At 70.9% G+C, this 22341-nt stretch carries 17 protein-coding genes and 1 pseudogene; 6 read left to right on the forward strand and 12 right to left on the reverse strand.

The window, feature by feature from the left end; all coding sequences use genetic code 11:
* Positions 1 to 74: 74 nt before the first annotated feature.
* Both ABZ027_RS19925 and ABZ027_RS19930 read left to right on the forward strand, forming a co-directional pair.
* Positions 75 to 1079, forward strand: coding sequence for a carboxymuconolactone decarboxylase family protein (locus tag ABZ027_RS19925; protein WP_356769997.1), 1005 nt, complete (start codon positions 75 to 77; stop codon positions 1077 to 1079).
* Between the two features lie 139 nt (positions 1080 to 1218).
* Positions 1219 to 1899 carry a hypothetical protein gene (locus ABZ027_RS19930; RefSeq protein ID WP_356769999.1) on the forward strand — a complete coding sequence of 227 codons (681 nt, stop codon included), beginning with the start codon at positions 1219 to 1221 and terminating at the stop codon, positions 1897 to 1899.
* A 43-nt stretch (positions 1900 to 1942) separates the two neighbouring features.
* On the opposite strand, the gene ABZ027_RS19935 is transcribed toward ABZ027_RS19930, so the two are convergent.
* The 9 genes from ABZ027_RS19935 to ABZ027_RS19975 all read right to left on the reverse strand — a co-directional run bounded on the left by ABZ027_RS19935 (position 1943) and on the right by ABZ027_RS19975 (position 13131).
* Complete coding sequence (locus ABZ027_RS19935) at positions 1943 to 3469, reverse strand: NCS1 family nucleobase:cation symporter-1 (RefSeq protein ID WP_356770001.1); 1527 nt, start codon at positions 3467 to 3469, stop codon at positions 1943 to 1945.
* A 123-nt stretch (positions 3470 to 3592) separates the two neighbouring features.
* On the reverse strand, positions 3593 to 4612 hold the full coding sequence (locus tag ABZ027_RS19940) for a TIGR03842 family LLM class F420-dependent oxidoreductase (RefSeq protein WP_356770003.1): 1020 nt from the start codon (positions 4610 to 4612) through the stop codon (positions 3593 to 3595).
* Between the two features lie 11 nt (positions 4613 to 4623).
* Positions 4624 to 6027 (reverse strand): dihydropyrimidinase, encoded by a 1404-nt coding sequence (gene hydA, locus ABZ027_RS19945; protein ID WP_356770005.1) that lies wholly within the window; start codon positions 6025 to 6027, stop codon positions 4624 to 4626.
* A 120-nt stretch (positions 6028 to 6147) separates the two neighbouring features.
* The gene (locus ABZ027_RS19950; protein WP_356770007.1) at positions 6148 to 6990 is read right to left on the reverse strand and encodes a nitrilase-related carbon-nitrogen hydrolase; all 843 of its coding nucleotides are present in this window, start codon (positions 6988 to 6990) and stop codon (positions 6148 to 6150) included.
* A gap of 191 nt (positions 6991 to 7181) precedes the next feature.
* The gene (locus tag ABZ027_RS19955; protein ID WP_356770009.1) at positions 7182 to 8750 is read right to left on the reverse strand and encodes a PucR family transcriptional regulator; all 1569 of its coding nucleotides are present in this window, start codon (positions 8748 to 8750) and stop codon (positions 7182 to 7184) included.
* A 112-nt stretch (positions 8751 to 8862) separates the two neighbouring features.
* Positions 8863 to 10149 (reverse strand): aspartate aminotransferase family protein, encoded by a 1287-nt coding sequence (locus tag ABZ027_RS19960; protein ID WP_356770011.1) that lies wholly within the window; start codon positions 10147 to 10149, stop codon positions 8863 to 8865.
* Positions 10146 to 10988 (reverse strand): nitrilase-related carbon-nitrogen hydrolase, encoded by an 843-nt coding sequence (locus ABZ027_RS19965; protein ID WP_356770013.1) that lies wholly within the window; start codon positions 10986 to 10988, stop codon positions 10146 to 10148. Before ABZ027_RS19965 ends, ABZ027_RS19960 begins: the two co-directional genes overlap by 4 nt.
* Before the next feature lie 203 nt (positions 10989 to 11191).
* Complete coding sequence (locus ABZ027_RS19970) at positions 11192 to 12712, reverse strand: hypothetical protein (protein WP_356770015.1); 1521 nt, start codon at positions 12710 to 12712, stop codon at positions 11192 to 11194.
* 167 nt (positions 12713 to 12879) lie between these two features.
* On the reverse strand, positions 12880 to 13131 hold the full coding sequence (locus ABZ027_RS19975; protein WP_356770017.1) for a helix-turn-helix transcriptional regulator: 252 nt from the start codon (positions 13129 to 13131) through the stop codon (positions 12880 to 12882).
* 32 nt (positions 13132 to 13163) lie between these two features.
* On the opposite strand from ABZ027_RS19975, the gene map reads away from it, so the two are divergent.
* Positions 13164 to 13931, forward strand: coding sequence for a type I methionyl aminopeptidase (gene map / locus ABZ027_RS19980; RefSeq protein WP_356770019.1), 768 nt, complete (start codon positions 13164 to 13166; stop codon positions 13929 to 13931).
* A gap of 371 nt (positions 13932 to 14302) precedes the next feature.
* Positions 14303 to 16846, forward strand: coding sequence for an ATP-dependent Clp protease ATP-binding subunit (locus ABZ027_RS19985; protein WP_356770021.1), 2544 nt, complete (start codon positions 14303 to 14305; stop codon positions 16844 to 16846).
* A 6-nt stretch (positions 16847 to 16852) separates the two neighbouring features.
* Here ABZ027_RS19985 and ggt read toward each other — a convergent pair whose 3' ends face one another.
* A complete protein-coding gene (gene ggt, locus ABZ027_RS19990; protein ID WP_356770023.1) occupies positions 16853 to 18655 on the reverse strand; it encodes a gamma-glutamyltransferase in 1803 nt (600 codons plus the stop codon).
* Between the two features lie 118 nt (positions 18656 to 18773).
* Here ggt and ABZ027_RS19995 point away from each other — a divergent pair, with 118 nt between their 5' ends.
* Together ABZ027_RS19995 and ABZ027_RS20000 are read left to right on the forward strand one after the other, a co-directional pair.
* On the forward strand, positions 18774 to 19532 hold the full coding sequence (locus tag ABZ027_RS19995; RefSeq protein ID WP_356770025.1) for a hypothetical protein: 759 nt from the start codon (positions 18774 to 18776) through the stop codon (positions 19530 to 19532).
* Between the two features lie 140 nt (positions 19533 to 19672).
* The gene (locus ABZ027_RS20000; RefSeq protein WP_356770027.1) at positions 19673 to 21241 is read left to right on the forward strand and encodes an alpha/beta fold hydrolase; all 1569 of its coding nucleotides are present in this window, start codon (positions 19673 to 19675) and stop codon (positions 21239 to 21241) included.
* Positions 21242 to 21642: 401 nt separating this feature from the next.
* Here ABZ027_RS20000 and ABZ027_RS20005 read toward each other — a convergent pair.
* Both ABZ027_RS20005 and ABZ027_RS20010 read right to left on the reverse strand, forming a co-directional pair.
* Positions 21643 to 21786 (reverse strand): annotated as a pseudogene (locus ABZ027_RS20005) (ATP-binding cassette domain-containing protein); the annotation flags it as partial.
* 126 nt (positions 21787 to 21912) lie between these two features.
* Entirely contained in the window at positions 21913 to 22320 is a 408-nt protein-coding gene (locus ABZ027_RS20010) for a DUF6278 family protein (protein WP_356770029.1), read from the reverse strand.
* Positions 22321 to 22341 lie beyond the last annotated feature (21 nt).

Genomic DNA, 22341 nt, shown 5'->3' on the forward strand with positions numbered 1-22341 from the left:
CCCCGTCGGCGCAGCGCCGGCTGTCTTCGGCGGTACGACGACCGCGCCCACCCCCGTGGCGCACGCTGCTGCCCATGCCCACACCCTTCCGCTACACCGAGCCCCTGCCGCCCAGGTCGGCCACCGGCCGCGTCGCCGAGGTCTACGAGCAGCTCGCCCGCGACTTCGGCATCGACAGACCCGTCACCTTCGTGGTCCTGTCGCCCGTCCCCGAGATCCTCGCGTCCGCCTGGGCGTTGATGCGCGAGTCGCTGATCGCGGGCCCGGGCAGCCGCACCGGAAAGGAGTTGGCGGCGTTAGGTGTGTCGCTGGCCAACAGGTGCCCCTTCTGCGTGGACGCGCACACCATGCTGTTGCACGCCACCGGCGACCACGCCCTCGCCGAACGCCTCGCCCGCGGGCAGCGACCGGCGAACGAGGAGCACGCGCGCCTGCTGGAGTGGGGCGAGCGGACCCGCGTGCCGGGCGGCCTCGGCCCCGAGCCGTACCCCTTCCCGCACGAGGACGCCCCCGGTTATGTCGGCACCGCTCTCGCCTTCCACTTCATCAACCGGATCGTGTCCGCCCTGCTGACCGAGAACCTGCTGCCGGGCAACGCCCAGCGGTTCAGAACCGTGCGCAGCCTCGCGGGCCGCACGCTCGCCCGGACCGTACGCCGCCCCGCCCGGCCCGGCGAGGCTCTGGCGCTGCTCGACGGCGTCGACCCGGGCGAAGCTCCCGCGTGGGCGGGCGGCACGGCCGTCGGGCTCGCGTACGCGGCGCTGCTCAGGGCGTCCATGAGGGGCGCCGACCTGCTCGACACCGATGACCACGACCTCGTGGAAGGTGTCCTGGGGGACTGGGACGGAGCTCATCCGTCGCTCGCCCTGACGGGGTTCCCGGGCCGTCGGGAGCGCCCCGGCGCGCGCCTCGCGCTGCTGGCCGCGCTGGCGCCGTACCGGATCACGGACGAGGACGTGGCGGCCTGGCGGCGGCCGGAGCACACCGACGACGCGCTGGTGCGCCTGGTGGCGTACGGGGCGTTCTTGGCGGTGGACCGCCTCGAGTCGGCGCTCTATCACCCCACCACCCGGACATAGAGGGACATATGGCGCATCGGCAGCGGGGGGCGGTGACGGTGCGGGCACGGAGCGAGACGGCACTTCCGTCACACCGGGAGTCATGTGAGACTGACGTCCCGTCCGCTGTGCGGGCCCGCTCCGCACCGTCCCCCACGAAATGTGCGCCGTGCGTTCCTCTCTTCCCTTGCCGGTCGCCCTGACCGCACGCCTGTCCCCCGTCGTCGTGCTCGCTGCGGCGGGCTGGGCCCTGTCGTCCGGTCCGCTCGCCACGACGCCGGCCACGGAGCACAAGGACAGCGCGAAGACCGGGACCCCGTCCGCCGCCGCGCCGTCGGCATCGGCGGCCTCGAAGGCCTACGCGGCCGCGCCCGCGCCATGCACCAGCGTGGCCAAGAAGACGATCACGTCGCTGGTGCCGGGCGCGAAGACGGCCGGCCGGGAGATCCCGTCGACGGACACCAAGGTGCGCCGCACCTGCTCCTGGAACGCGCTCAAGGGCTACGACTACCGCTGGCTGGACGTCTCCTACGAGCTCATGGAGTCGGACGACGCGGCCAAGAAGTCCTACCAGGAGAGGGTGACGGACAAGAGCGGCGGCGGGGATGTGCCCGGTGTGGGCGACTCGGGCTACTCGGTGGTGAACCTCACCACCGAGGACAAGCAGCAGACCCGCGAGGGCATGGTGGTGATCCGCGCGTCGAACGCGCTGGTGACCATCACTTACAACGGCAGCGACTTCGAGACCAAGAAGGCGCCCAGTACGGACGAGATCAACAGGGGCGCGATCAAGGCAGCCAAGGAGGCGGTCGCCGCGCTGGAGGACGGCCAGAAGAACTGACCGTCCTCCAGCGGCGGTTGGCGAGATGGGTCGCGAAAGTGGCTCAGGTCTCCAGCCGCTCCCGGCCGCGCGCCAGCATCAGCACCACGTACAGCACCATCGAGGTGCCCAGGCCCACCGCCCAGCCGTAGTCGGCGAGCGGTTCCAGCGCGGGAACGGGACGCCCGTCGATCAGCGGCTTGAAACTGGCGCCGCCGACGGCGAGGACACCGCCCACCACGAACGCGACGACGGCCCGCCAGTTCCAGCCGCCCTCGTACCAGTAGCGTCCGCCGGTGCGGTACAGGTCGGCCAGGTCGAGCCTGCCGCGGCGCAGGATCCAGTAGTCGGCGATGAGGATGCCGGCGACGGTGCCGAGCAGGCCGCCGACCAGGCCCAGCCAGGTGAAGATGTAGCCCTGCGGGTCGGAGTAGAGCTTCCAGGGGAAGATCAGCACGCCGAGGACACAGGTGACGAGCGCGCCCGCCCGGAAACTGACCTTCCGGGGCGCGATGTTGGAGAAGTCGAAGGCCGGGGAGACCAGGTTGGCCGCGATGTTCACGGACAGGGTCGCCACCAGCACGGTGACCAGGGCGAACAGCAGGCCCACCACGCTGTCGGTCTTGGCGGCGAGCTGCACCGGGTCCCAGATCGTCTCGCCGTACACCGCCTGCGAACCGGAGGTGACCATCACCGACAGCAGCGCGAACAACGTCATGGTCGTGGGGAGGCCGAGGGCTTGCCCCCAGGTCTGTGCCTTCTGCGACTTCCCGTAGCGCGTGAAGTCCGGGATGTTCAGCGACAGCGTCGACCAGAAACCGATCATGCCCATGAGGGACGGCCAGAACAGCTTCCAGAAGTCGCCGCCCCAGCCGAGCTTGGACGGCTGGTCCAGCAGCGGACCAAAGCCGCCGGCCTTGTCGCTCATCCAGATCAGCATGACCACCGCGCCGACCAGGACGAACGGCGCCGCCCAGTTCTCGAAGCGGCGGATCGTCTCCATGCCCCGGTAGATGATCGCGACCTGGATCGCCCAGAAGATGGCGAACGACAGCCACATCGTCCAGGCGTAACCGCCGACCTTTCCGGCGTCGCTCCAGCCGTTCCCGATCAGCTTCCCGGCGAGGAAGTAGATCGCCTCACCGCCGATCCAGGTCTGGATGCCGAACCAGCCGCACGCCACCAACGCCCGTACGACGGCGGGCAGGTTGGCGCCCCGCACCCCGAAGGAGGCGCGCGCGAAGACCGGGAAGGGGATGCCGTACTTCGGTCCCGCGTGCCCGGTGAGCAGCATCGGGACCAGCACGATCACATTGGCCAGGGCGATGGTGAACACCGCCTGCTTCCAGTCCATGCCGACGGCGATCAGACCGGAGGCCAGGGTCCAGGAGGCCGTGTTGTGGGCCATGCCGACCCACAGCGCGGAGAAGTTGTACGTGGTCCAGGTGCGCTTCTCCACCGGAACCGGCAGCAGGTCCTCGTTGGCGAAGGGGCCGCTCGGGGCGGGGGCGCCCGGGGCGATCTCCACCCGGCCGTCGGCGAGGGTGACTTGGGCGGACGGCGGTATGGCCGTGGGAGCGGTGTCGGTCATGGGCAGGCCAATCAAACGAGGGGCGGATCCGGAAAGGCCGTGCGGGGGCTCCGGGCCCCCTCCCCACAGGCGGGGAGGGGAGAACTGGAGTGGGGGGATGGGGAGTTGATGCTGAAGGACGGATCAGGCATTGACGGCGGGGATGACCGTGGTGCCGTACGCGTCGATGACCTTCTCCTGCGCGTCGTGCATGTCGTAGACGGCGAACTGGTCGACGCCCAGCTCACGCAGGGCGTTCAGCTTCTCGATGTGTTTCTCGGCCGGGCCGATGACGCAGAACCGGTCGACGATCTCGTCCGGTACGAACGCGGTGTCGGGGTTGTCGGCGCGCCCGTGGTGGGAGTAGTCGTACCCTTCTCGGGCCTTGATGTACTCGGTGAGTTCGTCCGGTACGGCGGCGGAGTGTTCGCCGTACTTGGACACCAGGTCGGCGACGTGGTTGCCGACCATCCCGCCGAACCAGCGGCACTGCTCGCGGGCGTGGGCGAGCGCCTCGGGCGAGTCGTCCTCGGTGACGTACGCCGGGGCGGCGACGCAGATCTTCACCTCGGACGGGTCACGGCCGGCGGCGCGGGCCGCGTCCTTGACGGCCTTCACCATGTACTCGGTCAGGTACAGGTCGGAGAGCTGGAGGATGAAACCGTCGGCCTCCTCGCCGGTCATCTTCAGCGCCTTGGGACCGTACGCGGCCATCCAGACGGGGAGTTCGGCGCCTTCCTTGATCCAGGGGAACCTGACGACCGTACCGCCGAGGTCCGCCTCCTTCCCGGAGCCGAGAGCCCTGATGACCTTCATGGCCTCGCTGATCCGGGCGAGGGTGTTCGGGGCGCGGCCCGCGACCCGCATCGCGGAGTCGCCGCGGCCGATGCCGCAGACCGTGCGGTTGCCGAACATGTCGTTGAGGGTGGCGAAGGTGGAGGCGGTGACCTCCCAGGTGCGGGTGCCCGGGTTGGTGACCATGGGACCGACCCGCAACCTGGTCGTGTTCGCCAGGATCTGGCTGTAGATCACGAACGGCTCCTGCCAGAGCACGGCGGAGTCGAAGGTCCAGCCGTACGTGAAGCCGCTCTGCTCGGCCCGCTTCATCAGGCTGATCACCTTGGAGGCCGGCGGGTCGGTCTGCAGGACGAGTCCGAAGTCCATGTGCTCCACTCCTAGTTGAGGTACTGACAGGTGGAGCGGGGGGTGTACGTGCCATGTCCGGCGTGCCCGGTGTACTCCCGCTCGGTGATGACGAGTTCGCCGCGCGAGAGGACCGTCTCGACACGGCCGGTGACGCGCTTGCCCTCGTACGCCGAGTAGTCGACGTTCATGTGGTGCGTGTCGACGGACATGACCTGCTCGGCGTTCGGGTCGTAGATGACGATGTCGGCGTCGGCGCCCGGCGCGATGGTGCCCTTCTTCGGGTACATCCCGAACATCCGGGCCGGGTTCGCGCAGGCGATCTCGATCCAGCGGCGGCGCGAGATGTGCCCGTCGACGACGGCCTGATGGAGCAGGTCCATACGGTTCTCCACGCCGGGCAGACCGTTGGGGATCTTGGAGAAGTCACCCCGGCCGAGCTCCTTCTGGCCCACGAAGCAGAAGGGGCAGTGGTCGGTGGAGACCACCTGGAGGTCGTTGGTGCGCAGGCCCTGCCACAGCTTGGCCTGGTGCTCCCTGGGCCTGAGCGGAGTGCTGCACACGTACTTCGAGCCCTCGAAGTCGGGTTCGGCAAGGTTGTCCGTGGACAGGAACAGGTACTGCGGGCAGGTCTCGCCGAAGACACTGAGCCCCTCGTCGCGCGCCCTGGCCAGCTCGGCGACCGCTTCCATCGCCGAGACGTGCACCACGTACAGGGGCGCGCCGGCGACCTGGGCGAGCTTGATGGCGCGGTGGGTGGCCTCCGCCTCCAGCAGCGACTTGCGGACCTCGCCGTGGTAGCGGGGATCGGTCTCGCCGCGGGCCAGCGCCTGCTCCACCAGCACGTCGATCGCGATGCCGTTCTCCGCGTGCATCATGATCAGGCCGCCGTTGTCGGCGGAGCGTTGCATGGCGCGCAGGATCTGGCCGTCGTCGCTGTAGAAGACGCCGGGGTAGGCCATGAACTGCTTGAAGGAGGTGACACCCTCCTCGACCAGCAGGTCCATCTCCTTGAGCGTCTCCTCATGCACATCGGAGACGATCATGTGGAAGCCGTAGTCGATCGCGCAGTTGCCCTCGGCCTTGGCGTGCCAGGCGTCCAGGCCCTCGCGCAGGGTGTGGCCGACGCTCTGCACGGCGAAGTCGACGATCGTCGTGGTACCGCCCCAGGCGGCGGCCCGGGTGCCGGTCTCGAAGGTGTCGGAGGCGAAGGTGCCGCCGAACGGCAGCTCCATGTGGGTGTGGGCGTCGACGCCGCCCGGGATGACGTACTTCCCGGTGGCGTCGATGGTGCGCTCGGCCGTCCATGCCTCGGCGGCGGACGTTCCGGAGGCGGCGAGGGCGGCGATACGGCCGTCCTCGATCAGGATGTCGGCGTGGATCTCGTCGGACGCGGTGATGACGAGGCCATTCCGGATGACGGTACGGCTGCTCATGGTCCCTCTCCAGAACGCGATCGGATATCTGTGGGTCGTCTGTGGCTGGTCGCGCCCACGCGGCGGAGGCCGCATGTCGGGCACAGCCCCGCGCCCCTAAGGGGCGCGGGTACCGCCCGACTACGGCGCCGTCAGCGGCTCGTACGCGTCCGGGCGGCGGTCGCGGTAGAACTGCCAGCGGTCGCGCACCTCGCGCAGCTTGGCCAGATCCAGGTCGCGGACGACGAGTTCGGTCTCCTTGTCGCTCGCCACCTCGCCGACGAACTGGGCCTCGGGGTCGACGAAGTACGTCGTGCCGTAGAAGTCGTTGTCGCCCAGCTCCTCGACACCCACCCGGTTGATCGCGCCGACGAAGTACTCGTTGGCGACGGCCGCGGCAGGCTGCTCCAGCTGCCACAGGTAGGCGGACAGACCGCGCGAGGTGGCCGACGGGTTGAAGACGATCTCGGCGCCCGCCAGACCCAGCGCCCGCCAGCCCTCGGGGAAGTGACGGTCGTAGCAGATGTACACGCCGATCTTGCCGACCTTGGTGTCGAAGACCGGCCAGCCGAGGTTGCCCGGACGGAAGTAGAACTTCTCCCAGAAGCCCGGCACCTGCGGGATGTGGTGCTTGCGGTACTTGCCGAGGTACGAGCCGTCGGCGTCGATCACGGCGGCCGTGTTGTAGAGGACGCCGGGCTGCTCCTCCTCGTACATCGGCAGGATCAGGACGAGGCCCAACTCCTCGGCCAGCGCCTGGAACCGCCTGACGATCGGGCCGCCCGGGATCTGTTCGGCGTACTCGTAGAACGCCTTGTCCTGGACCTGGCAGAAGTACGGTCCGTAGAACAGCTCCTGGAAGCACAGGACTTGGGCACCCTGTGCGGCGGCGTCGCGGGCCGCCTGCTCGTGCACCTGGATCATCGATTCCTTGTCGCCGGTCCAGGCGGTCTGGAAGAGGGCGGCACGGATCACTGTGCTCATCGGGACCTCCGGTCGCTCGGTGTGCGGTGAGCTTAGGAAGTCCGCTGGGGCGGTTTGAGGTGCACGGTGTCACGTCTGCGGGCCTGTGGCGTGCCACCGTGTCACCCTGTCGCGAGCGCATGTTTCACCGCCGTTCTCCCAGGTGGTCCAGTGTTTCTCCGCTGTTTCCGAGTGGCCTGCCGATGCTTGTGTCAGCCCTGTTGCGCGTCGTGCGCGAGGAGCGCTATGTGCACCGAGGCGGCCTGTTCGAAGTCGTCGAGGTCCACGCCCAGCCGCGCCTGTATCGCCTCCAGCCGGCGGTACAGGGCCGGGCGGGAGACGTGGTGGAGCTGGGCGGTGCGGGACTTGTTGCGTCCGGTGGCGAGGTAGGTGCGCAGGACGGCGAGCAGGTCCTCCCCCGCCGCGCACAGCAGCCCGTCCAGCTCCCGCTCCGCGAAGGACTGCACATCAGGGTCGTCGCGCAGCAGCCGGATCAGGCCCCGCAGATGGACGTCCTTGAGACGTACCACCGGGGGAAGGTCCAGGACCGCCGACGAGTCCGCCACGGCGTCGGCGACGTGCTGGGCCTCGCGCAGCCCGGCGGGGACGTCGTCCCAGTCGGTGCGCGCGTCGGCGGCGGCGATCACCGTCCCGCCCGTCTCCGTACGCACCCGGGCCGCGAGGTTCGCCGTCAGTACGGTGGCGTCCTGGTCGGGGGCCAGGCTCAGCAGCACCGCGGTGGCGCCGTCGGCGATCTCGGCGACGATCCCGGACAGCCCGAGCAGCCGCAGCACCCGGTCCAGGCGCGCCGGATCACCGTGCCGGACGACCAGCGGGACGAAGGCGCGCCGGTTGACCGGCAGTCCGGCCGCCCGGGCCCGGGGCAGCAGCTGCCGCGCGGGGACGACCCCGCTGACCAGGTCGGTCAGCAGGCTCTGCGCGGACTGCTCCTCCCAGGTGTGCGCGGAGGTGCCGCCGAGCATGCGGTGCAGGACGAGGGCCTCGGCGGCACGGTCGGCGAGCAGCCGCCCGGTGCCGTGGTCGCCGCGGTAGCCGCACAGCATGATCCGGCCCCAGCGCTCCCCGCGCCCACCGAGTTCGGCGCGGATCCAGCCGTCGCCCTCGGTGCCTCCGGCCTGCCGGGCGATGCGCTCCCAGTCGCGCAGCACGTCGGCCACCGCCGGCCGCTCCCCCGCGGTGGCCAGGACGCGGTGGGCGAGATTGGTGACGACGAGGGGGCAGCCGCTGTGCTGGGCGACCTCGTCCAGCAGGCGTTGCAGGGGCGCGCCCGCGGTGATGAGTCCGGTGAGCGCGGTCCGCACGGCCTCGGACATGCTGACCGCCGCGAACTTCCGCCGGATCAGGCGCGCCTGCACCTCCTCGGTCAACTCGGCGAAGGGGAAGGGCCGGTGCAGGACCACCATCGGCAGTCCGCACCGCTCGGCCGCCCGGCGCATCACGTCCGGCGCGGCCGGGAACGCCCGTCCCAGACCCAGCACCACCGCGGCGGCCTCCGCGCGGTGCAGGGACTGCACGTACTCGGCCTGCGCGCCCTCGTCACCGGCGAGCAGCACCCCGGTCGTGAGCACCATCTCACCGCCGCTGAGCATCACCCCGACGTCGGCGGCCTCGGCGACGTGCACCCAGCGCACGGCCCGGTCGAGGTGGCTCGCTCCGGCCACCACCTCGGGCTCCCCGGCGAGGACCCGCTCCAGGGTGAGGACCTGCCGGACCGACAGGGTCGGCTCCAGGGACGTGGACGGCTCCCAGGTGGTGGTCATGGCGGGCTTCCCTTGTTCGGGCCTTGTCCGACGTACTGCTGGTGGGTGCTGCTGGTGCCGCGACAGGCAACGTTCGCGGCTCCTTGATGGGCAAACGTCGCCTGCCGAGGCACTAGTGGATGCTCCGCAGAGCGTCTTCGAGGATCGCGGCGCCTTCCTCGGCCTCCGCGACGGTCAGGGACAGCGGTGGGGCGACCCGCAGCGCGCTGGTGTTGTGCCCGCCACCCTTGCCGATGAGCAGCCCGCCCGCGCGGGCGGCTTCGAGCACGGCGGCCGCCGCGTCGGGGTCGGCCTCGTCGGTGCCTGGTCTCACCAGTTCGATGCCGAGCATCAGTCCGCGGCCCCGCACCTCCCGGACGCCCGGAGTCTGCGCCCCGGCCTCCCGCAACCGCTCGACGAGCAGTCCGCCGACCCGTCGGGCGTTGCCCTGGAGGTCGTGTTCCAACAGGTACGTGAGGTTGGCGAGACCGGCCGCCATGGTGATCTGGGTGCCGCCGAACGTGGAGATGCTGTTGGCGTCCAGGCAGTTCATGATCTCGGCGCGGGCCACCACCCCGCCGATGGACATGCCGTTGCCGATGCCCTTGGCGAAGGTGAGGATGTCGGGCGGGCCGTTCTGGGCGTGCGCCTGCCAGCCCCAGAAGTGGTCGCCGGTGCGGCCCCAGCCGGTCTGCACCTCGTCGGCGATCCACAGGATGCCGCGCTGGTGCAGCACGTCACGGAAGGCGGCGTACAGGCCGTCCGGGGGCGAGGTGAAGCCGCCGACGCCCTGCACGGGTTCGGCGATCAGGGCGGCGGGCGGGCGGGTGTGACCGAGCAGGTCCTCGAGGTCGTCCACGCAGGCCGCGATGAAGTCGTCGTCATCGAGGTGCGCGTACGGACCGCGGGTGCGGACGCCGCCGTGGACGTACAGGGTCTGGAGGGGGGAGAGCGAGGTCGGGGACCAGCCGCGGTTGCCGGTGATGCCGACGGCGCTGAAGGAGCGGCCGTGGTAGCTGTTGCGCATCGCCAGGATGGTGTTGCTGCGGCGGTACGTCGTCGCCAGCATCAGGGCCGTGTCGTTGGCCTCGGTGCCGGAGGTGGTGAAGAAGACGCGCGCGTCCGGGATGCCGCTCAACCTGGCGATCCGCTCCGCGAGTTCGACCATCGGCCGGTTGAGGTAGAGCGTGGAGGAGTGGATGATCCGTCCGGCCTGCTCGGTCACCGCCTTGGTGACCTCGGGCAGGGCGTGCGCGGTCATCGTCGTCAGAATGCCGCCGAAGAAGTCGAGGTACCTGTTGCCCTCGGCGTCCCAGACGTGGCGGCCCTCGCCGTGGGTGATCTCCAGTGGGTCCTCGTAGTACAGGGCGAGCCAGTCGGGCAGCACGCTTCGATGACGGCCGAGCAGGTCCCTGGTCATGGCCGCACCAGCCCGTCGTACGCGTCGGGCCGGCGGTCGCGGTAGAACGCCCACTGCCGCCGGACCTCTTCGATGAGGTCGAAGTCGAGGTCCCGGACGACGAGTTCCTCCTCCTTGTCGCTGGCCGCCTCCCCCACGAACTGTCCGCGCGGGTCGACGAAGTACGAGGTCCCGTAGAAGTCGTTGTCCCCGTACTCCTCGACGCCCACCCGGTTGATCGCGGCGACGAAGTACTCGTTGGCGACCGCGGCGGCGGGCTGCTCCAGTCGCCACAGGTGGGAGGAGAGCCCGCGGTGGGTGGCCGACGGGTTGTAGACCAACTGGGCGCCGTTCAGGCCGAGTTGCCGCCAGCCTTCCGGGAAGTGCCGGTCGTAGCAGATGTAGACGCCGACCTTGCCGACGGCGGTGTCGAAGACCGGCCAGCCGACGTTGCCCGGTTTGAAGTAGTACTTCTCCCAGAAGCCCTTGACCTGCGGGATGTGGTGCTTGCGGTACTTGCCGAGGAAGGTGCCGTCGGCGTCGATCACGGCCGCGGTGTTGTAGTAGAAGCCTGACTGCTCGACCTCGAAGACGGGGACCACGATCACCATGCCGGTCTCGCGGGCGAGTTCCCGCATACGACGGGTGGTAGGCCCGTCGGGCACCGCCTCGGCCCAGCGGTAGTGCTCCGGATCCTGGACCTGACAGAAGTAGGGGGCGTTGAAGACCTCCTGGAAGCCGATGACCTTGGCGCCCCGGCGGGCGGCCTCGCGGGCGTGCTCCTCGTGTTTCGCCACCATGGACTCGGTGTCGCCGGTCCAGGTGGCCTGGACCAGGGCGGCACGTACGACGTTGGCCATGAGCTGCTCCTTCGACGGGACGTCCAGAGCGTCTACGCCCGTAGACGCAGGCCATAGAGGGACGAACGTAAGCCTCTCGGCGGGCCTTGCCAAGACCATCGTCGTCAACCCGCGGAGTCGATCTCGTTTCGCACTCCTGTGGGTGAGCCGCTCGGCCGGTGGGCGGAGTCCGCCGCGAGTGTCAGGTGCGCGTCAGAGCAGGGTCAGGCGGTGAATCCGGCGACGCGCAGTGCGTGCACCAAGTCCCAGTGGCGCTCCTCCGAGACAGCCCGGGCGGCCCGCACGAGGAGCGGGACCAGCGTGCGCGGGTCGGGCTCGGCGCTGCGGGCGGCCTCTTCCGGGGTGCGGACCCGGACGTAGGCGTCGAGCAGCGCCCCCACCTCCCGGTGACGACCCTCGGTGGACAGCGCGAGTACCGCCTGCCCGATCTCGTCGGCGGGCCGGGCCACACCCTGGCGCAGGATCTGCTGTCCGTCGGTGCCGCGACCGGCCGCGACCAGCGCGTCAGCGGCGGCGACCAGCCGCTCGGCGGGCAGCGAGGCCGCCTCCCACAGCAGGCTCGTCCAGTCGGCGCCCAGACCGGCCCGCTCCATCTGGACGGCGAGCAGCGGATAGCGGACGGCCGGCCAACGGGCGATCTCGGCGAGCAACGCGTGCGCCTCGCCGCTGCGGCCCGCACCGCGCAGCCGCACCAGCCGCTCCACGACCTGCGCCGTTTCCCGCCCGCCTGCCGCGTCCAGCGGCTCGACCCGCGGCTCCGGCCGGGCCTCGGCCCGCGCGGCCCCGGCGAACCGGGCCCCACGCGGGGTACGGCCACTCGCGACGGGCGCGGCGGGAAGGTCCGGTACGGCGGTCGGCGGTACGACGACGGGGGCGGCCTCCTCCTCGACCACCCCGGCGAACCGGGCACCGCCCCGGCGCCGCTTGCGCTGCTTGGGGGCGGGGTGCTGTTCGGCAGGGGGGTTTGTGGGGTGCTGGAGGGTGGGGTGGTCGGTGGGCGTCGGCTGCCACTGGGCGGAGGGTTCGGCGGGGGCCGACTGTCGCGGGACGTGGACATCGGGGTCGTACGCGGGCTCCGCGGCCCGCTCGGCATCGTGGGTGCGGGCCGCGGAGCGGAAGAAACCGTCGGTGTCCGACCGGGCCCCGCCGCCCGCGCCGGGCCCGGCCCCGACCTCGCGATCGCGGTCGCGCTGCCGCGGCATGCTCAGGTCGGTGGCACGTCGGTCCAGTCGCGCCATCCGGGACCGGAGTTCGGCGCAGCGGCGGGTGGCGCGTTCGTGGTCGTCATGGGCCCAGGCGAGGTCGACACGGAGGGCGTCGGCCTCTTCCTGGGTGGCGGCCGAGGCCAGTGACCGACGCAGCTCCGTCTGCCGGTCGGCGGCGTACCGCTGCTCACGGAGCATGACGTCGAAGCGGTCACCGAGGGCGTCACGGGCCCCGGGACGGGCGTCGTACGCGATGAGCGAGGCGGCGTGCAGGGCACGGGCCCGTTCCGTCTCCGCCGCGGCGACCTGAGGGCCGTACGCCCCCGCGAGGTCCTGCAGCAGTGCCTCCACGACGTCCCACGGGGGCATCTCGCGCCCGTCGAGGCAGGCCCGCATACCGTCGGGGTCGCGCTGCCAGAACACCCCGCACCAGCCGCCGCCCTGGTCGAGGCGCGCCAGCAGACCGTCCAGGTGGTTCACGAACTCCCGCACCTGCCTGGGGAGTTGATCCACAGTCATCGCCCAACTCCCGCCCGACCGGAGCCCTTCCGGTTGGTAGGCAACACCAGCCGTGTTACGGGCGCGCTACGGGAAGTTTTCCGGGACCGTGCAGGAGCCTCATCGCGGGGCCCGGGCCGACGGGCGGCGGCCCGGACCCCGCCCCGCGAACTGCCGGCCGGCGCCTGTCACACCTCCACCGGCACGCACCGCGCCGCCAGGTCGTCCATGGACAGGCCGAGCGCGTGGGCAAGCGCGGCCACTGTGAAGAAGGCCGGCGTCGGGGCTCGCCCGGTCTCGATCTTGCGGAGCGTCTCGGCGGAGATACCGGCGCTCGCGGCGACCTCGGTCATGCTGCGGCCACCGCGCGCCTCGCGCAGCAACCTGCCGAACCGTTCGCCGCGTTCGCGCTCTTCGGGAGTGAGAGGGGTGCGCACCATGCCGTCATTCTAATACCGGTATAGTAATTGGCATGGTGGAACTGAAGACGGACTCATCGATCGATGCCATGTACGAGGCGGGCCAGGTGGTCGGGCGTGCCCTGACGGCCGTACGACAGGCCGCCGACGTGGGTGTCTCGCTGCTGGAGCTGGACGAGCTGGCGCACGAGGTGCTGCGCGGGGCGGGTGCCACCTCACCCTTCCTCGGTTATCGCCCGTCCTTCGCTCCCACCCCCTTCCCGGCCGTCGCCTGCACCTCGGTGAACGACGCGATCGTGCACGGCATCCCGACCGCCTACCGGCTGCGCGACGGCGACCTGGTGTCCGTCGACTTCGGCGCCGAACTGGGCGGCTGGGCAGGTGACTCCGCGATCAGCTTCGTGGTCGGCACGCCGCGCCCGGCCGACCTCCGGCTGATCGAGACCGCCGAGCGGGCCCTCGCGGCCGGCATCGAGGCGGCGGTGGTCGGCAACCGCATCGGCGACATCGCGCACGCGATCGGCACCGTGTGCCGCGCCGGCGGATACGGCATCCCGGACGGCTTCGGCGGCCACGGCATCGGCCGCCACATGCACGAGGACCCCCCGGTCCCGAACGAGGGACGGCCGGGGCGGGGCTTCCGACTGCGACACGGCATGGCCCTCGCCATCGAGCCGATGCTCATCGGCGGCGGTACGGACGGCTACCACGAGGCACCCGACGGCTGGACCCTGCGGACGAACGACGGTTCGCGCGCGGCGCACGTGGAGCACACCGTGGCCATCACGGACTCGGGGCCACGGATCCTGACGGCTCGCTGAGCCCGGCCGTCGCCGCGGGCTGGTCACTCTGCGTCACAGAGCGGGGGCGCCTTCCCCGGCTGCCCTTTGCCACTCCGCCCCCGGTGCCGGTCGACGCCGCTCGGCGCGGCGCGACGCGGCACGGCCCCGTTCGGCGCGTATCGGTGGGGGAACCCCGGGACGGCCGTCCACCGGGGGCCTGCGGAGGTGCCCCCTCCCCTAGTTCGTGCGAGGGTGTTCTACGAAGGCGCGCCCAGGGGTGTAACCGGCTGCCACTCGGGTTACCCGAGTCCGGCACGTCGATCAGCGAGGGCGTCCCGGGCCCTGCCCCAGTTCCAGGGCTTGCCCCGAACCGGGCGGCACCCCCCGTCGGGACGCCGGATGGGAAGGCCATGACCAGCGGCTTCACCGGCTCAGAAGGCTATGACCCCTTCGGAGAATTCCTCGCCCGCTTCTTCGGCGGGCCGCGCCAAGGTCCACGCCAGATCGACATCGGGCGGCTGCTCAGTCAGCCCGCTCGGGAGCTGGTGCGGGGCGCCGCCCAGTACGCCGCCGAGCACGGCAGCAGGGACCTGGACACCCAGCACCTGCTGCGGGCCGCGCTGTCCGCGGAGCCCACCCGGACGCTGCTGAGCCGGGCCGGCGCGGATCCCGACTCGCTCGCCACGGAGATCGACCAGCGCTCCGGACCGGCCCAGCACCCGCCCGGCGAGGTCCCGCCGCCGACCTCGCTGTCCCTGACCCCGGCCGCCAAGCGCGCCCTGCTGGACGCGCACGACCTGGCCCGGACGCGCGGCGCCGGTTACATCGGCCCCGAGCATGTGCTGACCGCCCTCGCCTCGAACCCGGACTCGGCCGCCGGGCACATCCTCAACTCGGCCCACTTCGCGACCTCCGGGCTGCCGCCCGAGCCGGCCCCGGACGGCGGTCAGGCCCGCCGCGAACGGCCGCGCTCCACCGGCACGCCCACGCTGGACAAGTACGGCCGCGACCTCACCGACCTGGCCCGGCAGGGCGGCATCGACCCGGTGATCGGCCGGGAGGAGGAGATCGAGCAGACCATCGAGGTGCTGTCCCGGCGCGGCAAGAACAACCCGGTGCTCATCGGTGACGCCGGTGTCGGCAAGACAGCGATCGTGGAGGGGCTCGCCCAGCGGATCGTCGACGGTGACGTGCCCGATGTGCTCGCCGGACGGCGGGTGTTCGCCCTGGACCTGACGGGTGTGGTCGCGGGCACCCGCTATCGCGGGGACTTCGAGGAGCGGCTGAACGCGATCGTGAGCGAGATCCGCGCCCACTCCGACGAGTTGATCGTCTTCATCGACGAACTGCACACCGTCGTCGGCGCCGGAGGCGGCGGCGAGGGCGGATCCATGGACGCCGGGAACATCCTCAAGCCCGCCCTGGCCCGCGGTGAACTGCACATCGTGGGCGCGACCACGCTGGAGGAGTTCCGCCGGATCGAGAAGGACGCGGCGCTGGCCCGCCGCTTCCAGCCGATCCTGGTAGCCGAGCCCGGCGCCGCGGACGCCATCGAGATCCTGCGCGGTCTGCACGACCGCTACGAGGCGCACCACCAGGTCCGCTACACCGACGAGGCCCTCGTGGCCGCGGTCGAGCTGTCCGACCGGTACCTCACCGACCGCCGTCTGCCCGACAAGGCGATCGACCTCATCGACCAGGCCGGTGCCCGGGTGCGGCTGCGGGCCCGGACCAAGGGCACGGACGTGCGCGCCATGGAGCGCGAGGTCGAACAGCTCACCCGGGACAAGGACCAGGCGGTCGCCGACGAGCAGTACGAGCAGGCCACCCAACTGCGTGACCGGATCGGCGAGTTGAAGCAGCGGATCGGCGAGGCCGACGGCGGCACCGAGGCCGACGAGGGGATGGACCTGAAGGTCACCGCCGAGGCCATCGCCGAAGTCGTGTCGCGGCTGACCGGCATCCCGGTCAGCAGCCTCACCGAGGAGGAGAAGCACCGCCTGCTCGGCCTGGAGCAGCACCTGCACGAGCGGGTCGTCGGCCAGGACGAGGCGGTCCGCGTGGTCGCCGACGCCGTCCTGCGCTCCCGCGCCGGGCTCGCCAGCCCCGACCGCCCGATCGGCAGCTTCCTCTTCCTCGGCCCGACCGGCGTCGGCAAGACGGAGCTGGCGCGGACCCTCGCCGAGGCCCTGTTCGGCAGCGAGGAACGCATGGTCCGCCTGGACATGAGCGAGTACCAGGAGCGGCACACCGTCAGCCGCCTGGTCGGCGCCCCGCCCGGGTACGTCGGCCACGAGGAAGCCGGCCAGCTCACCGAGGTGGTACGCAGGCACCCGTACTCGCTGCTCCTGCTCGACGAGGTGGAGAAGGCGCACCCGGACGTCTTCAACATCCTGCTGCAGGTCCTCGACGACGGACGGCTGACCGACTCCCAGGGCCGCACGGTCGACTTCACCAACACGGTCATCGTGATGACCAGCAACCTCGGTTCCGAGGCGATCACCCGGCGCGGCGCCGGCATCGGCTTCGGCGCGGGTGGCCCGGAGGCGGACGAGGAGGCGCGGCGCGAGCAGATCCTGCGGCCGCTGCGGGAGCACTTCCGGCCCGAGTTCCTCAACCGGATCGACGAGATCGTCGTCTTCCGTCAGCTCACCGGCGGCCAACTGCGGGAGATCACCAACCTGTTGCTGGAGAAGACGCGTCGGCTGCTGCACGCGCAGGGCGTCGCGGTCGAGTTCACCGACCCGGCCGTCGACTGGCTCGCCGAGCGTGGCTACCAGCCGGAGTACGGCGCCCGGCCGCTGCGCCGCACCATCCAGCGGGAGGTGGAGAACCAGCTCTCCCGGTTGCTGCTCGACGGCCGGGTCGCCGAGGGCGGCACGGTGACGGTGGACGTGGCGGACGGGCGGCTGGCGTTCCGTGCCGAGGACCTGCCGCCCGCCCCCGAGTTGTGACCGGCCTTACCGCTTGGTGGGGCGTACCACCATCGCCGAGCCGCCGCCCCGCCGTACCGTCTCGGCGGCGGCCAGCCACTTCCCGTTCGGCAGCCGCTGCACGCCGGTGGCGGCGCCGATCTCGGGGTTCAGCTTGAAGGAGTGCCCGATGGCTTCGAGTCGCGCGCGCAGCTTGCTGTCGTAGAGGCCGGGTTCGAGTTCGGTCTGGGCCGCGTTGCGCTGGCTGGCGCGCGGCGCGGCGATCGCGTCCACGAGCGGGAGTCCCCGGTCGAGGAACTCGGTCAGCGTCTGCAGGACGGTGGTGATGATGGTCGCGCCGCCGGGCGAACCCAGCGCCACCACCGGCTTGTTGTGCCGGTCGAGCACGATGGTCGGGGAGATCGACGAGCGTGGCCGCTTGCCGGGGCCCGGCAGGTTCGGGTCGTGGACGGCCGGGTTGGCCGGGGCGAAGGAGAAGTCCGTCAGCTCGTTGTTCAGGATGAACCCGCGTCCCGGGACGGTGATCGCGCTGCCGCCGGTCTGCTCGATGGTGAGGGTGTAGGAGACGACGTTCCCCCACTTGTCGGCCACCGTCAGATGGGTGGTGTTCTCGCCCTCGTACGTCGTCGGCGCCGCCGTACCCCCTGCCCCGCAGGCGGCCGGGTGGCGCGGGTCGCCGGGTGCGACCGGGCTGGTGAGCACGGCGTCGTCCTTGACGAGGCACGCCCGTGAGTCGGCGTACCGCTGCGACAGCAGCTCCTTCGTCGGTACGTCCTCGAAGGCGGGGTCGCCGACCCAGCGCCCCCGGTCCGCGAACGCGATCCGGCTCGCCTCGATGAAGTGGTGCAGGTACTGGACCTCGCTCGCCTTGGAAAGGTCCGTGTTCTCCAGGATGTTGAGGGCCTCACCGACCGTGGTGCCGCCCGAGGAGGAGGGCGCGATCGAGTAGACGCCGAGGCCGCGGTACGAGGTCTTCGTTGGCGCCTGGAGCTTGGCGCGGTAGGCGGCGAGGTCCTTCTCCGAGAGGTCGCCGGGGCGGGCGTTCCAGCCCGAACTCGGGTCCACCGGCGGGTGGTTCACGGTGTCCACGATGTCGTCGCCGAGGTCGCCGTGGTAGATCGCGCCGACGCCCTTCTTGCCCAACTCGGCGTAGGTGCGGGCGAGATCGGGGTTCTTGAAGGTCGAGCCGACGACCGGCAGCCGCCCGCCGGGCAGGAACAGCTTGGCGGTGTCCGGGAAGTAGCGGAACCGGGTCTCGTTGGAGGCGGTCTGCGAGCGGAAGGTGTCGTCGACGACGAATCCGTCCCGGGCGATGCGCTCGGCGGGCTTGAGCACCGTCCCGAGCTTTCTGCTGCCCCACTTGTCGAGCGCCGTCTGCCAGGTGGCCGGCGTGCCCGGTGTGCCGACGCTCAGGCCGCTGCTGACGGCGTCCGCGAAGGCGAGCGGCTTGCCGTTCTCCAGGAAGAGGTCGGGCCCGGCAGTGAGCGGTGCCGTCTCCCGTCCGTCGATGGTGCGCACGGTACGGGACTTGGCGTCGTAGTAGACGAAGTAGCCGCCTCCGCCGACACCCGAGGAGTACGGCTCGGTGACGCCGAGCGCGGCGGCGGTGGCGACGGCCGCGTCGACGGCGTTGCCCCCGTTCTTCAGGACCTCGATGCCGGCCGCGGAGGCGTCCGCGTCGACGCTCGAGACGGCACCGCCGTAGCCGACGGCCACGGGGACTTTCTCGACGGGTGCGCCGGAAGCGGCGGGCGGAGCCGCCGCCCCCACCGACACCACGGCGGCCGAGACCGCCAGCACCGACAGTTTCCGTGCGACAGGGCGACGCATCCGAACCTCCAGCAAGAGACCGTCCGCGCAGCCTATGCGATCGCCATGCCCCCGTCAGGAAGGCACGTCGACCGCTCTGGAAACACGGGTTGGCGTTCGCCGGATAGCATGCCCGCCCATGAATGACGACGTGCGCAACATCGTCCTGGGTGTGGTGGCCGCCGGTATCAGTGCCACGCTCGGCTGGCTGGCCCGGACCTACCTGTGGAAGCGCAAGCTCCGCCGCAAGCAGGCCTTCTTCGGGCTGCCCGACAACTCCGAGTCCCTGCTGGTCGTCAACCGCGACGCGGGCAGCCCCGACCTCGCGGTGCACCGCTTCGACGTGTTCGCGCTCCTGGAGCTTGCCGCGCTCATCAAGGACTGCGGCGCGCACGCCGAGGTGATAACCCAGGACGCCGCCCGGCAGGGCTTCGGCGACCGGACGGAGTTCTGTGTGGGCGGGCCGGGGTCGAATCGGCGCATGGCGGCCCATATGCACGCCATGCTGCCCGGGGTGCGGGTGAACACCGACCCGGATCCGGGCCCGGACCGATCGGCCTTCCAGATCGGCAGCGAGCGCTATCGCATGGAGACCGGCCTGACCGAGTACGTGCTGCTGGCCCGGCTCACGGCGGGAGATCCGGGCCGGACCCGGCCCGTGTTCCTGTTCTGCGGCCAGCGTGCGATCACCAACCAGGCCGCGACCCGCTATCTCGCCCGCAACCACGAGCGGCTGGCCCGCAAGCACGGCCACAACTCCTTCGTGGTGCTTCTGAAGGTGGTCAACTCCTCGGCGTACGGCCCCGATGTGGTCGAACTGGTCGCGGACGTGACACGGGCGGCACAGGCGCCGCTGCCGACCCCGGCGATGGGGCGCAACTCCCACCGGGCCTCCTAGGGCGGGCTCCCCCAGGGTCGTACACATTCCAACTATCGTTACTCCCACGTAACTTACCGACGGGTTACTTGCGGTAAGGAATCGAGGTTACTGTCGGGTCACTTTGCACTGACACGAGTGACCGTACGAGGGAGTGACCCGTGGGACATCGCCACCGCAAGGCCCTGCGCACCGCCGCCGCGGGTGCCGTCTCCGCGACGCTGATCGCCGGCGGCTCCCTGGGGCTCGCCCCCGGCGCCCAGGCGGCGACCGGCATCCGATTCGTCGACATCGCCGGGGACGGCGGCACGGTCCTCAAGGCGAACGTCATCACACCCGCCGACGCCGACGGCACCCGCCGCTACCCGCTGCTCGTCCTGCCCACGAGTTGGGGCCTGCCTCAGGTCGAGTACCTCGCCCAGGCCCAGAAGCTCGCGAACTCCGGCTACATCGTGGTCAGTTACAACGTGCGCGGCTTCTGGCAGTCGGGCGGCGAGATAGAAGTGGCCGGCCCGCCCGACGTGGCGGACGCGTCCGAGGTCATCGACTGGGCGCTCGCCCACACACCGGCAGACCCGCGGAAGGTCGGCATGGCGGGCGTCTCGTACGGCGCCGGCATCAGCCTGCTGGCCGCCGCGCACGACCAGCGCGTCAAGGCGGTCGCCGCCCTCAGTGGCTGGGCCGACCTGGTCGGCTCCATCTACTCCGGCCGCACCCAGCACGTCCAGGCGTCCGCCCTGCTGGACGGCGCGAGCCTGGTCACCGGGCGTCAGAGCCCCGAACTCCGGCAGATCTTCGACGACTTCTACGCCTCGAACCTGGCCGCGGAACCCGAGCTCGTCGCCTGGGGGAAGAAGCGTTCAGCAGTGACCTACGTCGATCAGCTGAACAAGAACGACACCGCGGTCATGATGGCCAACGCCTGGGGCGACACCATTTTCCCGCCCAACCAGTACGCGGACTTCTACGAGAAGCTGACCGGCCCGAAGAGGCTGGAGCTGCGCCCCGGCGACCACGCCACCGCCGAGATCACCGGCCTGTTCGGGCTGCCCAACGACGTCTGGAGCGACACCGAGCGCTGGTTCGACCACTACCTCAAGGGCGCCGACAACGGCGTCGACCGCGAGCAGCCCGTGCGGCTCAAGTCCCGTTCCACGGGCGGCTACGAGGGCTACCCGGACTGGAAGTCGGTCGGCGCGACCCGGAAGAAGATCGCCCTCGCGGGCACGACCACCCTGCACACGAACGTCGACTCGGGCGCGGACGGCGGGGTCGTCTTCCTGTCCAGCATTCTCGACCAGGTGGCCCGGCTGCCCCCCGTCGCCTCGATCCCCCTGCTCCCCCGCCGCTGGGCCGCCGTATGGCAGTCGGAGAAGTACCCGAGCACGCAACGGGTGCGCGGAACGGCCGAGTTGCACACCACTCTCACCCCGACCAAGGAGAGCGGCACCCTCGTCGCGTACCTCTACGACGTGGGGCCGCTCGGCCTCGGCAAGCTGGTCAGCAACGCGCCGTACACCTTCCACGGGCGAACGCCCGGGAAGCCGTTCGACGTCGACCTGGAGCTGTTCTCCACGGCCTACGACGTCCCGGCAGGGCACCGGCTGGCCCTGGTGGTCGACACGGTCGACCCGCTCTACATCGAGCACAACCCGTCCGGCGCACAGCTGACCTTCTCCTCGCCGGTGAACGACCCGTCGTACGTGTCGATCCCGCTGCGCGAGCAGTGATCTCCGGCTGCCGCCGGCCGGGTATGGGCTCTGTGAGCTGCCACCCCCCTACGGTTTCGGGGCCGTGGGGGGACCCCCACCCGGCAGCAGCGTCCCCGGTCCGGCCGCGGTGACCGCCGCGACCTCGGTCCTCTGACCGCGCCGCTCCCGCCGGGACAGCCGGGCGGCGAACCGGAAGAGCAACGCACACATCCCGACGCGGGCCGGCGAGACCGACACCGTGGGCATGAACGGCACATCGTAGTCCAGGTTCGGCGCGCCGGGCCGACCCGCGTCGGGGAACTCTCCGCCGGGGAGGATGCGGCGGGGCGCCGGGGGGAAGGACGCCGTCCGCTCAGTGCTTGAGGATCTTGGACAGGACGCCCCTGGCACGCTCACCGCGCGGGTCGGTGCAGGGCGAGGAGCCTCGACTTCCCCGAACCCGAAGGGCCGATGACAACGACCACCTCCCCCTTGCCGACGGTGAGGTGGATGTCCTGCCGGACACGCGGCCCCCCGTAGTACTTGTAGACGTCACACAGTTCGATCAACGGATCGACGGCCATGCCCAGCCCTACCCACTCTCAGCTGTGTCGTAGGTCCCGCAACTTATCGGGGCAAGATCGACGTAAATGCACGACACGCACTTTTCGGGCATTAGCCGTATTTACGTCGATCTGTGGGCCAGAGATTCACGCTTCAGCGACTTCGGCGTACAGCTGGGAGAGCTCGGGCGCACCGCTCGACGCCCACTCGTGACCGGAGTCGACGATGTCGAACTCACGCCCCGAGGCGAGTCGGATCACGGGCTGACCGTCCGGCCGGAGATCCCAGGAGGCCCCCGGGACGGTCCGTACGATGACCGTTCCGAGATAGAGCCCGGCGTCGTTACCGAGCCAGGGCAGGACCTCCGCGTCGTCCCGCCAGCGCGGCACCAGCTGATCCAGCGCCTCCAACGAGGCCGCGGTGTCGTCGAGTTGGACGCCCTCCCGGGACGCCTGGGAGCGCAGCAGCTCACACTCGGAGAGGAGTTCGGCGATGCCCTCGGGGTCGCGGGCGCCGGGTTTCGCGTGCCTGTTGCCCAGAAAAGGGATCTTCATATGCCCAGCGTGTCATTCACC

The organism is Streptomyces sp. NPDC006332 (genome assembly GCF_040612855.1).
In the GTDB taxonomy this organism is placed as follows: Bacteria; Actinomycetota; Actinomycetes; order Streptomycetales; family Streptomycetaceae; genus Streptomyces.